Genomic DNA, 12,450 nt, shown 5'->3' with positions numbered 1-12,450 from the left:
TCCGGTTGACTGGGGTCGCTCCGCCGACCGACGGCGGCACTCTGGAGGAGACATGGCGAACCACCGATTCGAGCTGCGGTCCGGACGCGGGATGGGCGTCTCGGCCGCCGGCGACCCGATCGCGGACCGGCTGGTCGTGTTCTGCCACCCCACTCCCGGCGCGGGCGGCTTCGACCCCGACCCGCTGGTCACCGGACCGTGGGGCCTGCACCTGCTGATCCTCGACCGCCCCGGCTACGGCGCCTCCGATCCCGTCGACGCGCAGCACGGCCGCGTCCAGGACCGCGCCGACGACCTCGCGGAGTACCTCCGCCGCTCCGAGCGCACCGCCCGCGACGTCGACGGCGCCCGCTTCGGCAGCGTCGGCGTGGTCGGCTGGGGCTCCGGAGGCGCCTTCGCGCTCTCGCTCGCCGCACGGCACCCGGACCTGGTCGACCGCATCGCGATCGTCGGCACCCCCGCTCCCCCGCAGGCCGGCGCTCTCGTGCACCCGACGACGGCGTGGGAGCGGCGGCAGACCCTGCCCGGCGAGGACGCCGCGGGGATCGCCGCGACGCTCCCCGCCGACGTGCCCGGCCTCGACTCGCTCGGCGTCGACCCCGGCGACCCGGTCCTCGAGAGCCACGGCGGGCTGCGCAACCGGCTCGAGCGGATGCTCGGCGAGGGCTGGCGCCAGGGCCCCGGCGGCGCCGCGACCGACCTGGTCGCGCTCCGCGACGGCTCCTGGGCGGACGAGCTCGACCGGGTCACGGCCGAGGTCCTGATCGTGAACGGCGACGCGGACCCGGTCGCCGGCTCGGAGGACGCGCGCTGGTTCCGCTCCCGGCTCGCCGACGCGCGCTCCGCGACCGTCGACGGCACCGGGCGGCTGGCGCTGGTGCGAGAGTGGCGCCGGATCCTCGACCACGTCGCTCCGCTCGAGCGCGGCGCGCAGGGACGATGAGCCGCCGCACCCGTCGCCGGAGCGGCAGGGGCCTCGGCGCCGGACCGCTCGCGCTCGTCGGCGCGATGGCGGTCTCGGGCGTGATCCACCTCGCGCGCCCCGCCGTCTTCGAGCGCGCCGTCCCGCGGGCGATGCCCGGCTCCGCCCGAGGCTGGGTGCTCGTCTCGGGGGTCGCGGAGCTCGCCTGCGCCGCGACGACGCTCTGGCCGCCGACCCGCGCTGCCGGCGGTCTCGCCTCCGCCGCCCTGATGGCCGGGGTCTTCCCCGCCAACGTGCAGATGGCCCTCGACGCCCGCCGCCCGCGGACCCGGGCGATCACGCTGCTGCGTCTGCCGCTGCAGATCCCGCTGGTGCTCTGGGGGCTGCAGGCCGCCCGCTCGACCCCGCGCTGAGAGCGGCCGCCGAGGCCGACGCAACCCCGAGCGGCGCTCGCGATCGCGCTGCTACCGTCCAGGCATGAGCGACCAGAAGGCGGATGATCGCCGAGACCAGCTGACCAGCGCACCGAAGGCGACGGAGGCCGACGCGGCCCCGCGCATCGACGTGACGACCACCCCCGCGGGCGACACCCGCATCGACATCCGCGACGACGCCGCCGTGCGCCCGGGCCGGGTCGACGCCGACGGGAACGAGCTCGACGAGGACGAGGACGGCGCCGATGTCTGAGCTCCGCCGCGCCGCGATCGTCTACAACCCCGTCAAGGTCGACCTCGAGGCCGTGAAGGCCGCCGTCGCGCGCGCCCAGGAGGCCGCCGGCTGGGACGAGACCCTCTGGTTCGAGACCTCCGTCGAGGACCCGGGAGCCGGCCAGACCAGGGAGGCGCTCGAGCAGGGCGTCGACATGGTGATCGCGGCCGGCGGCGACGGCACCGTGCGCGTGGTGGCCGAGGCGCTGCAGGACTCGAAGGCGTCGCTCGCGCTGCTGCCCTCCGGCACCGGCAACCTGCTCGCCCGCAATCTGAACCTCACGCTCGACGACGTCGACAACGCGCTGACCGTCGCCTTCTCGGGTGAGGACCGCGCCATCGACATCGGCGTGATCGACATCGAGACGTCGAAGGGCCGCGACCGGCGCTCCTACGTCGTGATGGCCGGTCTCGGTATCGACGCGAAGATGCTCGCGAACACCGACGACGACCTGAAGAAGCGGGCCGGCTGGCTCGCCTACGTCGACGCGCTGCGGAAGGCCCTGCTGGACAAGAACCAGCTCGAGTTCCGCTACTCCCTGAACGGCGCGAAGACGCGCAAGGTGCGCGCGCACACGATCATCGTGGGCAACTGCGGCGCCCTGCCGGCGAACATCCTGCTGCTGCCGGACGCCGCGGTCGACGACGGCGAGTTCGACATCGTGCTGCTGCGCCCGGAGGGCTTCTTCGGCTGGGTCCAGATCATCTTCAAGGTGGTCTGGGAGAACGGCGTGCTGCGCCGCAGCGGCGTGGTCGGCACGAAGCTGATGGGCCTCACGAAGGAGGTCTCGGCGCTGCGCTACGTGAAGGGCCACGAGCTCGTGGTGCGCCTGGAGAAGCCGCAGGAGATCGAGCTGGACGGCGACCCGTTCGGGACGACGTCGGCGTTCCGCACCTGGATCGAGCCGGGCGGACTGACCGTCCGAGTCCCCGCCGCGTAGCGCGGCCGTCCTGGACGAGCGCGGACCCGCCGCCTGATCGGCAGGCGGCGGGCACCGGCGAGCGACTGCGGCGCGGGTTCGGGTCCCGCACCCCATGCGCTTGCATGGACACGGCGACCCTAGTGCGCATTCCGTCGTCGAAGCAATGGATTCCGCACCTCTGCGCGCCTTTTCGCCGCAGAACAGGCGTTTCTGCTCAGTGGAGGCGGCCGGACGCAACCGATTCCGCACTCCACGCTCGATCCGGCCGCCGCCCCGCAACCTCCGTCACCGGGGCGACCGCGCGGTCGTCAAGCGGGAGAACCGCGCCCCGTCCCTCCACTACGGTTCCCCCCATGGGCTTCTTCGACCGCACCGTCCCCCCGGCCGCCTCCCCGGCCGCCTCGCCGGCCACTCCCCCCGCCGAGCGGCGGCCGACGGTGTGGACCGACGGACTCGGGCGCTTCGCGCTGCGCTGCCTCCAGGTGCTCGTCGTCCTGGCGCTCGCGGCGGTCCTCGTCCTCGCGATGACCCAGCTGACGCTGGTGCTGATCCCCGTGCTGATCGCGATCATCCTCGCGTCCGCGATCCACCCCGTTCTGGCCTGGATGCGCCGCAAGGGCGTGCCGTCGATCCTCGCCACCTGGATCGCCCTGATCGGACTGCTCGCGATCCTCGGCGCCATCGGCTGGCTGATCACCGTCGCGGTCCGCAACCAGTGGGACGAGCTGGTCAGCAGCGCGTCCGACGGCATCGCCTCGCTGCAGGACTACGTGCAGCACCTGCCGTTCCAGATCGACGAGCAGCAGATCGAGGACGCCCGCCAGAGCGTCGTCGACTTCCTCACCTCGAGTTCCTTCGGCTCCGGCGCCCTCGCCGGCGCGGCGGCCGCGGCGAACTTCGTCACCGGCCTGGTGCTGATGATCGTCGTCCTCTTCTTCTTCATGAAGGACGGCCCGAAGATTTGGGAGTTCCTGCTCCGCCCCTTCACCGGCTCGAGCTACGACCGCGCCAAGCGCGTCGGCGGCAAGACCGTCGACGTCCTCGGCGGCTACATCCGCGGAACGGCGACCGTCGCCGCGGTCGACGCGATCGGCATCGGCGTCGCCCTCGCGATCCTGCAGGTGCCGCTCGCCCTCCCGCTCGCCGTGATCGTCTTCCTCACCGCCTTCATCCCGATCGTCGGAGCGACCGCCGCCGGCATCCTCGCCGCACTCGTCGCCCTCGTCGCGAGCGGCCCCGGCGCCGCGCTGATCGTGATCATCGTCGTCATCGCCGTCAACCAGCTCGAGGGCAACTTCCTCCAGCCGGTCGTGATGGCCCGCTCGCTGAAGCTGCACCCGCTGATCGTGCTGATCGCCCTGACCATCGGCACCGTGCTCGCCGGCATCGTCGGCGCTGTGCTCGCCGTGCCGATCGCCGCGGTCGCCTGGGGCATCGTCTCGGTCTGGAACGGCCCCGACCGCCCCGCCGAGCCGGCCCGGCAGAAGCGCGACGAGTCCGTCTGACCCGAGCCGGTCGCCGACCGCGGCGTTGACTTCTGCCGCGCCGCTACGGCGCGCGCCCGATGATCCCGTCGCGCAGGGCCTGGCGGCGCAGCGCGATCTTGGTGCTCACGCCCACGCCCTCGGCGCGGTACTTCGCCCGAGCGTTCCGCAGCGAGCTGCGCGCCGCGTCCTGGGTGATTCCGAGCTCGGTCGCGACCTGCTTGAGCGAGAGCCCCTCGACGAAGAGGCCGACGATCCGGCGCTCGCGGGCCGTCAGCGGGCCCGTGCCGCCGCCGCCGAGCAGCGCGCGGGTCTGCGGGGTGAGGAAGCACTCCCCGCGCGCCGCGGTGCGGATCGCCTCGAGGATCACCTCCGTCCGCTCGCTCTTCACCAGGTAGCCGCGCGCTCCGGCCTCCAGCGCCCCCGCGACGGTCTCCGCCTGGGAGTGGGTGCTGATGATGACCGGGGCCGCCCCGGCGGCGGTGATCGTGCGGATCTTCATCGCGAGGTCGAGGTCGTCGCCGAGGTCGATGTCCAGCAGAACGACGTCGGTGGGGAAGCGCGGATGCGCCAGCAGACCGGTCCAGCTCGAGGCCGTCGCGACGACGCGGATCTCCGCGCCGGAGCGGTTGATCCACTCGGTGAGCGCGCTGAGCAGGATCGGGTGGTCGTCGAGGATCGCGAGAGCGATCCCGGGCTGCTCGCCGGTCGCCGTCCCGACGTCCGCGCTCACGCCGGCCGCCCCGGCGGGCGGTGGTCCAGCTCGATCGTCGTCCCCGTGCCCTCGGGTGACGCCCGGTGCGCGCCGATCTCGCCGAGGATCCCCCAGACCGCCGGGTCGACGTCCCGCGGCCGCAGGCCCGGCGCGCGCAGGACGATCCGCACCGGCACCGCCGCGTCCTCGCGCTGCGCGAGCACCAGCTCGAGGGCGGGCCGGCCCGCGGCGGCCTGCGCGGTGAGCAGCCAGAGGACGGAGAGCAGGCGCGAGCGGTCCGGCGGCGCCAGAGCCGCGGCGACCCCCCGCGGGTCGCGGACGAGCACCGCTCCGGAGAGCAGCGCGGACTCCTCCACGGCGATCACGAGCCAGGTGCGGTCGTGGCTGCGCGCCAGCACCTCGCGGAGCCGGTCGCCGAGCACCCGGGCCCGCTCGCCGAGGTCGGCGTCGGGCGCGGCGCCCCGGGCGACCACCTCCTCGAGCAGCTCCGCGATCTCCGCGTCGACCCGCGCGAGCTCCACGGCCGCGAGACTGCCCGGACCGGTGCCCGGTCCGTCGACCACACTGTCGGCCAGGGTGCGGTCGAGCCCGCGGTGCACGTGGCGGTCGAGCGCGGTGAGCAGCGAGGCGTAGACCGCCACGGGGGTCGTCGCCAGCAGCACGTTGCCGACCGCGATGCTCGACCCCTCGCCGGAGATCAGCGCGTGGGCGAGCAGCCCGAGCAGGCTCAGCCCGACGAGCACGATGATCGCCGCGGTGCTCCGCGACGGCGGCTGGAAGCCGAGCAGCGCGATCACCGTCGCGCCGACCCCGATGCAGACCGTCGGATAGTAGAGCGGCGCCGGCGCCGGCAGCGCGTAGTCGGCGAACTCCAGCACCATCGCCACCGCGTCGACGGCGAGCACCCCGGCGAAGACCGGACGGGGCAGCTCGCCGTGCCGCGTCACCACGACGACGATCCCCACCGCGAGCGCGGCGAGCACGAGCGCCCAGGACAGGCCGGACAGCCCGGTCGCCGACCGGTCGTTCAGCGCCCAGAGGAAGGACGCCAGCCCGCGGACCACCAGTGCCACGGTGATCGCGAGGAAGCCGGCGCTCAGATAGCTCGCGGTCAGGCGATGGGTGCGGGTGATCCGCTGGCGGACCGAGTCGAGCGTCCTCGGCCCCTCGCCGGCCGCGCGGACCAGCTCGACGAGCGTGCCCTCTCCGGCGCGGTCGGCGCGGTCGCCGGCCCCGATCGGCGCGGTCATCGCGGCACGCTCAGCAGGACGGTGGTGCCGGCGCCGACCGCGGAGAAGATCCGCACCGTGCCGCCGACGGCCTCGATCCGCCCGACGACCGACTGCGCGAGGCCGAGCCGCGACCCGGGGACGGCCGCGGGGTCGAAGCCGCGCCCGGCGTCCGAGACGGTCACGCGGACCGCGTCCGCCCCCTCGTCGAGCGTGACGTGGGCCGTCGCCGCACCGGAGTGGCGCCGCACGTTCTCGAGACACTCCCCCGCCGCGCGCGCGAGGGCATCGAGCGCCGCATCGGGCAGGGGCGGCGCGTCGGGCGCGGCCGTGCCGGAGTGCCAGCGCACCTGCACGCCCAGCGCCTCCGCGCGGCGGCCGACCTCTGCGAGCACCGAGGGCGCGCTGCCCGCGTCCTCGGCCGGCGCCGGGCTCCCCTCCGCGGAGTCGGCGGGGGCGGAATCGGCACGGTCGAGCCGGCGCAGCAGCGCGAGGTCCGCCGCCGCCTGCGAGCGCAGCGTCGCGGCGGGGACGCCCTCGCCGCGGTGGGCGAGCAGGGTGAGGGTGGCGAGGATGGTGTCGTGCATCAGGCGCGCCTCGCGGCGGCGCTGCGCCTCGCTCTCGCTCGAGCGGCGCTCGGCGGCGTGCGCCGTGCGCAGGCGGGTGGTGCCGGCGTGGGCGCGCTCGACGCTCGAGGCGAGCCAGCGGGCGCCGATGACGGCGACGATCCAGCAGACGACGACCGAGAGTCCGACGAACAGCGCCCGTCCCGAGCCGCTCGTCGCCGCCATCCCGAGGGCCAGCGCGGGGACGCCGCCGAGGACGGCCGCCCAGCCGAGGCGCGCGGACGAGCCGATCGCGAGCAGCGGGGCCGGGAGCGCCATCGAGGCGAGCATGGTCACGCAGCTGAGCACGGTGCGGTCGCCGTCCGGGACGCCCGGGCCGAGGAACGCCGCGAGCGCGACGACGCCGAGCACGAGGCCCGCGATCACGGCCCGCGCGCCGCTCGGACCGGCCCGGCGCGAGGAGAGCTGGATCGCGGCGCCGACCACGAGCAGGAGGGCGCTCGGCAGCACGGCGGGCAGCTCGGTCGGCACGAGCATCACCAGGTGGAGCGCGGACGCGCCCGCGAACACTCCCCCGGCCCGGCGCGCGCAGGCGACGCCGACCTCGCTCTGCTCGCGGCGGAGCTCGAGCACGTCGGCGTCGGCGGCCTCGGAGCTCGGGAGCCCGGCACTCGTGAGCAGCATCGACACCTCGCCGTGAGGGGTGCGCGAGCCGCACCCGGAGTTGCATCGTGGCACAGGCGCGGGCCGCGCGAGGAGCCGGTCTGGGCCCGACGGTCGCGCTCGGGCGCTCCTCTCCCGTAGAGTGGAGACATCTCCTGGGCGATCGCCCGAATTCCACGGCTGAGAAGTCGCACGACGACGAAGAGACTCAGCCCCTGATAGAGACGGCAACGATCGAGTGCATCGCCCTCGATCCGCCGGTTCGAACGCCCGCCTCACCCGCGGGTACCGCCCTTCACAGGACGCCGCGGAAGCCGCGCCGTTCCTCGTTCGACCCCCGCTTCTCCGACACTCTCGGTGAGCGGGACGTTCTCCCCCGCGCAGTCGCACTCCCCACGAGGAGCCGCGCTCTCCGCCCCCAGACGACCCGGATCGACCGGCCGACGCGTGTTTCACCCGCGGCGGACGAGCGGACCGGGTACCGCACAGCTGTGCGAAATCTAACGACGGCCGCTCACGCGGGCGTCACCATCACGTAAGGAAAAGAAATGCCTACTGGCACCGTTAAGTGGTTCAACTCCGAAAAGGGCTTCGGCTTCATCGCTCCCGACGACGGAGGCGCCGACGTGTTCGCGCACTTCTCCGCCATCGCCAAGGAGGGCTACCGCGAGCTCGTCGAGAACCAGCACGTCGAGTACGACGTCGAGCAGGGCCGCAAGGGCCCGCAGGCCGCGAACATCCGCGGCGTCGGCGAGTAATCACCGACCCCAGCGTCACACGGCCTCCGGGTCGCAACGACCTCTGAACGCCCCGTCCACCGCGATCCTCGGATCCGCTGGGCGGGGCGTTCGCCGTTCCCGGTCCGATCCGCCCGGAGCGCGCTGCGGCGGTATCCTCGCCAGCATGGGACGACTGATCTACGGGCCGCAGTCACTCGAGATCGACTTCGACGATCGACTGCTCGCCCACCTCAAGGTGGCGATGTTCGCGAAGATGCGGCGGAACGAGTCGTTCAGCCTCTCCTGGACCGAGCCGGAGTCGAGCGGCTACGGCCGCAGCTCCGTCTGGATCCACCCGACCACGCCGCTGCACTTCCGCTTCCACGGCGGCCGGCGCCCGGCGCTCAACCGCGCCTGGATCGACGAGCTGATCGCCCACGCCAACAGCACCGGCGAGCTGGTGCTCACCGAGGAGCCCCCCGAGTACACCTGACTCCCGGACACGCTGATCGAGTAGCGCCCGCAGGGCGCGTATCGAGATCCACCCCCGCCGGACGACGAGTCTGCCGTGAACGCCGGGTCTCGATACGCCCCTCCGGGGCTACTCGACCAGCCTGTCCGCGGGCGTCTCTTCCGCGGGGCTCAGACCACGCGGGGGCGGGCGGTGTGCACGAGCTCGTCGTGGGGCAGGGCGCGCAGGCGGGACGCGATCTCCTCGCGGGCGGTGGTGTCGACCGAGGCCCAGGCGTACTCCTCCGGCCAGAGCGGGGTGACGGTCACCAGCTCGACGTCGCCCGTCGCCAGCTCGAGGCGCTCGGGGAGTCCGCCGCCGCGCAGGCCCAGCAGCACGCCGACCGAGCCGCGCTCGTCCGCCCAGGCGGCCGGTGCGGCCGCGCCCGGCAGAGTGGCCGTGTCGACGCCCGTGCGGCAGCACACGCCCTGCAGCGCGGCGAGCCGCGCCGCCTCGTAGAGGACGCGGAACTGCCAGTGGTTCCAGAGGTCGGCCGCGGGGATGCCGCGCAGCGCCGAGGTCTCGAGGCACAGCTCGAGCCCGAGGCCGGTGCCGGGGCGGGCGAGGCGGTCGAAGGGATCGCTGAGGCCGTCGGTGGCCAGCACCACGGAGGGGCCGCGCTCGACGCGGAGGAAGGCGCGGTGATCGGTGGGCCAGCGGGCGCCTCCGCGGACGCCCGGGTCCTCCGTCGAGACGACGACCGTGCGGTCCAGGTCGCCGACGCTGCGCCACAGCTGGGCGCGGTCCTCGGCCACGGCCTCCGCGAGGGCCTTCCGCTCGTCCGGGGTCCAGCGGAGCTCCCGGGTGCGGTTGAACAGCAACGACATGAGACTCTCCGTCCACGCGGCGGGCCTGCCGCGTCCTCCGGAACCGTACGGGGCCCGCCAGGGGGGCTCCTCCGAGCAACCGGAGTAGTTCCTGGACGCGGGACCCCGCGCGGGAGGGCGTCAGCCGAGCGGATCGACGCCGTTCTGCCGCCAGCGCTCGTCCGCGAGCTGGCCCGAGCCGGCCTCGCCGTCGTGCGCGCCGAGCGGCTCGGCCTCGCGCCGCGCCTCGACCGGGACGGCCCCGAGCGAGGTGCCCGCGCCCTCGGCCGTGCTGCCGGGGGCGAGCAGCCCCTCCTCGTCCTCGCGCGAGCCGACCTCGTCCTCCGGGGCGTTCTCGGTGCCGCTCTCGGCCATCGAGTCGTAGGGGTGGTCGGGGTCGGCGCTCTCCTCGGGAGTCGTGCTCTCCTCGTTGTCGGCGTCGGCCGGCTGCACGTCGTCCGGGTGCTCGACGTTCGCCGAGCCTCCGCTGGTGAATCCGGCGAACTCGGGGCTGTCGTCTGCGCTCATGGCCGCCACGGTAGCACCGGGCGGCCAGCGCCTAGGCTCGGAGGACGACCGCCTCGGCGGCGCGACGACGGGAGCGGGAATTGCGACGACTCGGCTACGAGCGGTTCGGCGGACCGGACGTGCTGTCCTGGCGGGAGGCCCCGGTGCCGATGCCCGGACGCGGCGAGGTGCTGGTGCGCACGCGCGCCGCGAGCATCAACGCGACCGACGAGAAGATCCTCTCCGGTGCCGCCCGGATCATGGCGGTCGGCCGGAAGCGCCCCTACGGCTTCGGACTCGACATCGCTGGCACGGTCGAGGCGCTCGGCCCCGGCGACCACTCCGTCTCGATCGGCGACCGCGTCGTCGGCATGACCCGCGACGGCGACGCCTTCGCCGACGCGGCGATCGTCCGCGGCCGCTCGCTGGTCCCGCTGCCCGACGCCCTCGACGACGTGCAGGGGGTGACGCTGGCGATGTCCGGCGGCACCGCGATCGGCACGGTCGACGCCCTGCGGGTCCGGGCCGGCGAGCAGATCCTGGTGGGCGGCGGCTCCGGCGCGATCGGGAACCTCGTCGTGCAGCTGCTGCTCCGCGCGGGCTGCACCGTCGCGGCGACCGGCTCCGCCGCGTCCGCCGACACCCTCCGCGCGCTCGGCGCCGAGCCGCACGACTACCGCCTGCTCGACCTCGGCGTGCTCGGCGGGCGCTTCGACGCGGTGCTCGACGTCTCCGGGCACCTGCCGGCGCGGGACGCCGCGCTCCTGCTGGCCGATGGCGGCCGCTACGCTACCCTCGTGCCGAGCGGCCCGGACCTCGGCGCGCAGGCGGCGAGCCTCGTCCGGCGCGGCCGCCCGAAGGTGAGCAACCTGATCGTCACGGCGAGCGCCGAGCGCATCGGCCGGGCCGTCTCGCTGGCCGTCTCGGGCGAGCTCGTCCCCACGGCCGGCGCCGTGCATCCGCTCGAGGACGTCATCGCCGTGCTCTCGCGGCGGGCGCAGGGCACCGACCGGACGATCGGCAAGATCGTCTTCACCGCCGACGACGCGGCTCCGCTGAGCTGACCGGACCGGAGCCGACCGGCTCGGCGGACTCGCCCTTCTCCTCGCGCGGCGCCGCGCCGAGGGAGAGGGTCGCCGCGAAGCCGACGGCGAGGAACCCCGCCGCGGCGAAGGCGGCGAAGCGCGTGCCGTCCGACAGCGCCTCCCCGGCCGCGCGGGCGACGTCCGCCGTGCCCGGATCGGCCGCGAGTCCGGCGATGGCCGCTCCCGAGGAGTCGACGACGGCGTTCACCGTGCTGCTGACCTGCGCGGCCGGCAGCCCCTGCTCCTCCAGCGACGAGGTGAGCACGCCCGCGGTCGAGGTGTAGAGGATCGTGCCGAGCACCGCGATGCCGAGCGCCGAGCCGATCTGCCGGGCGGTCGACTGGGTGCCGGAGCCCTGGCCGCTGAGCTCGACGGGCACGTCGCGGAGGACCACTCCGGTCAGCTGCGCGGTGGCGAGGCCGACGCCGAAGCCGTAGACGGCGAGGAAGGGCACGAGCGCCCACCACGGCGTCGTGTCGGAGACGACGGCGCCGATGCCGACCACGCCCACGATCTCGGCCGCGAGCCCGACCCGGACGATCAGCACGGCGGAGACGCGGTTGCCGAACGCACCCGCGAAGCCGGAGGCGACGAACGAGCCGAGCGCGAGGGCGATCAGCACCAGCCCGGTCTGCACCGCGGTGTAGCCGAGCACGTTCTGCAGCCAGATCGGCAGGGCGAGGATGATGCCGAACTCGCCGAGCGAGACGATCATCGCGGCGATGCTGCCGTTGCGGAACGAGGCCAGCCGGAAGAGCCTCAGCGAGAGCATCGCCGAGCGGCCCGCGCGCTCGCGGGCCCGGCCCCAGAGCACGAACGCGATCGTCGCGAGGACCGCGACGACGAAGGCGACCGGCACCGGCGAGGGCAGCCACCAGCCCAGGCTCCGGCCCTCGATCAGCCCGAAGACCAGGCCGGCCGAGGCGACGACCGAGAGCAGCGCGCCGACCAGGTCGACGCGGCCCGCGTCCGGCTGCTTCGACTCGTCGACGAAGAGCAGCGCGCCGACGACGATGACGATCCCGAGCGGGATGTTGATCCCGAAGGCCCAGCGCCAGGAGAAGTCGGTGGTGAGCCAGCCGCCGAGCAGCGGGCCGACGGCGGTCATCCCGCCGATGGTCGAGCCCCAGACGGCGAACGCGATCGCGCGCTCCTTGCCGCGGAAGGTCGCGTTGATCAGCGAGAGCGTCGACGGCAGCACCATCGCGCCGCCGACGCCCTGCACGACCCGGGACAGGATCAGCAGGTCGCCGGTGGCCGCGAGCGAGGCGGCGACGGACGAGAGCGCGAACAGCGCGATGCCGACGACGAGCATCCGGCGCCGCCCCCAGCGGTCGGCGAGCGTGCCGAAGGCGAGCAGGAGCGCCGCGAAGACGAGCGTGTAGGACTCCTGCACCCACTGCACCTGGGTCGAGGTGATGCCGAGGTCGGCGACGATCGACGGGATCGCCACGTTCACGATCGTCGAGTCGACGATGATCGTCGCGACGCCGAGGCTGATCACGATCAGTCCGATCCAGCGGCGCCGTGCTGCTGCGAGAGCCATGATGCCGTCCTCCTCCGCCCCGGAACCGGTCCGGAGCTCAATTAGTAAGCCAGCTGACTATATGCCT

At 74.2% G+C, this 12,450-nt stretch carries 14 protein-coding genes; 8 read left to right on the top strand and 6 right to left on the bottom strand.

Annotation, left to right across the window (positions count from 1 at the left end; all coding sequences use genetic code 11):
• The first annotated feature begins 52 nt into the window (after positions 1-52).
• The 5 genes from MT355_RS16465 (at position 53) to MT355_RS16445 (ending at position 4,057) form a co-directional block, all read left to right on the top strand.
• Positions 53-943 (top strand): alpha/beta fold hydrolase, encoded by an 891-nt coding sequence (locus MT355_RS16465; protein ID WP_185020067.1) that lies wholly within the window; start codon positions 53-55, stop codon positions 941-943.
• A complete protein-coding gene (locus tag MT355_RS16460) occupies positions 940-1,335 on the top strand; it encodes a hypothetical protein (RefSeq protein ID WP_243600397.1) in 396 nt (131 codons plus the stop codon). Before MT355_RS16465 ends, MT355_RS16460 begins: the two co-directional genes overlap by 4 nt.
• Positions 1,336-1,399: 64 nt before the next feature.
• Positions 1,400-1,609 (top strand): multidrug transporter, encoded by a 210-nt coding sequence (locus MT355_RS16455; RefSeq protein ID WP_123444809.1) that lies wholly within the window; start codon positions 1,400-1,402, stop codon positions 1,607-1,609.
• Positions 1,602-2,570: a diacylglycerol kinase family protein gene (locus MT355_RS16450; RefSeq protein WP_123444808.1), complete on the top strand. Its 969-nt coding sequence runs from the start codon at positions 1,602-1,604 to the stop codon at positions 2,568-2,570. The genes MT355_RS16455 and MT355_RS16450 overlap by 8 nt, the downstream gene beginning before the upstream one ends.
• A gap of 335 nt (positions 2,571-2,905) precedes the next feature.
• Complete coding sequence (locus tag MT355_RS16445; protein WP_159423550.1) at positions 2,906-4,057, top strand: AI-2E family transporter; 1,152 nt, start codon at positions 2,906-2,908, stop codon at positions 4,055-4,057.
• Positions 4,058-4,100: 43 nt separating this feature from the next.
• Here MT355_RS16445 and MT355_RS16440 read toward each other — a convergent pair whose 3' ends face one another.
• The 3 genes from MT355_RS16440 to MT355_RS16430 are packed head-to-tail and all read right to left on the bottom strand — an operon-like array spanning position 4,101 to position 7,230.
• Positions 4,101-4,769, bottom strand: coding sequence for a response regulator transcription factor (locus tag MT355_RS16440; RefSeq protein ID WP_243600396.1), 669 nt, complete (start codon positions 4,767-4,769; stop codon positions 4,101-4,103).
• Positions 4,766-6,001, bottom strand: a complete 1,236-nt coding sequence (locus tag MT355_RS16435) for a hypothetical protein (RefSeq protein ID WP_243600395.1) — start codon at positions 5,999-6,001, stop codon at positions 4,766-4,768. The genes MT355_RS16440 and MT355_RS16435 overlap by 4 nt, the downstream gene beginning before the upstream one ends.
• Positions 5,998-7,230, bottom strand: coding sequence for a sensor histidine kinase (locus MT355_RS16430; protein ID WP_243600394.1), 1,233 nt, complete (start codon positions 7,228-7,230; stop codon positions 5,998-6,000). The genes MT355_RS16435 and MT355_RS16430 overlap by 4 nt, the downstream gene beginning before the upstream one ends.
• Before the next feature lie 527 nt (positions 7,231-7,757).
• On the opposite strand from MT355_RS16430, the gene MT355_RS16425 reads away from it, so the two are divergent.
• On the top strand, positions 7,758-7,967 hold the full coding sequence (locus MT355_RS16425; RefSeq protein WP_123444803.1) for a cold-shock protein: 210 nt from the start codon (positions 7,758-7,760) through the stop codon (positions 7,965-7,967).
• 145 nt (positions 7,968-8,112) lie between these two features.
• Entirely contained in the window at positions 8,113-8,421 is a 309-nt protein-coding gene (locus MT355_RS16420; RefSeq protein ID WP_132434930.1) for a hypothetical protein, read from the top strand.
• A 149-nt stretch (positions 8,422-8,570) separates the two neighbouring features.
• Here MT355_RS16420 and MT355_RS16415 read toward each other — a convergent pair whose 3' ends face one another.
• Entirely contained in the window at positions 8,571-9,266 is a 696-nt protein-coding gene (locus tag MT355_RS16415; RefSeq protein ID WP_123444801.1) for a suppressor of fused domain protein, read from the bottom strand.
• Positions 9,267-9,386: 120 nt separating this feature from the next.
• Complete coding sequence (locus MT355_RS16410; protein WP_132434935.1) at positions 9,387-9,773, bottom strand: hypothetical protein; 387 nt, start codon at positions 9,771-9,773, stop codon at positions 9,387-9,389.
• Between the two features lie 80 nt (positions 9,774-9,853).
• Here MT355_RS16410 and MT355_RS16405 point away from each other — a divergent pair, with 80 nt between their 5' ends.
• Positions 9,854-10,816, top strand: a complete 963-nt coding sequence (locus MT355_RS16405; protein WP_243600393.1) for an NADP-dependent oxidoreductase — start codon at positions 9,854-9,856, stop codon at positions 10,814-10,816.
• Here the strand turns inward: MT355_RS16405 and MT355_RS16400 are convergent.
• Complete coding sequence (locus tag MT355_RS16400; protein WP_243600392.1) at positions 10,785-12,383, bottom strand: DHA2 family efflux MFS transporter permease subunit; 1,599 nt, start codon at positions 12,381-12,383, stop codon at positions 10,785-10,787. The genes MT355_RS16405 and MT355_RS16400 overlap by 32 nt on opposite strands.
• Positions 12,384-12,450: the final 67 nt, after the last annotated feature.

This window comes from Rathayibacter sp. VKM Ac-2929 (assembly GCF_022815495.1).
Taxonomy (GTDB): Bacteria; Actinomycetota; Actinomycetes; order Actinomycetales; family Microbacteriaceae; genus Rathayibacter; species Rathayibacter festucae.
Note: the sequence above shows the minus strand (reverse complement) of the source record. Positions and strands in the feature narration are given on the sequence as shown.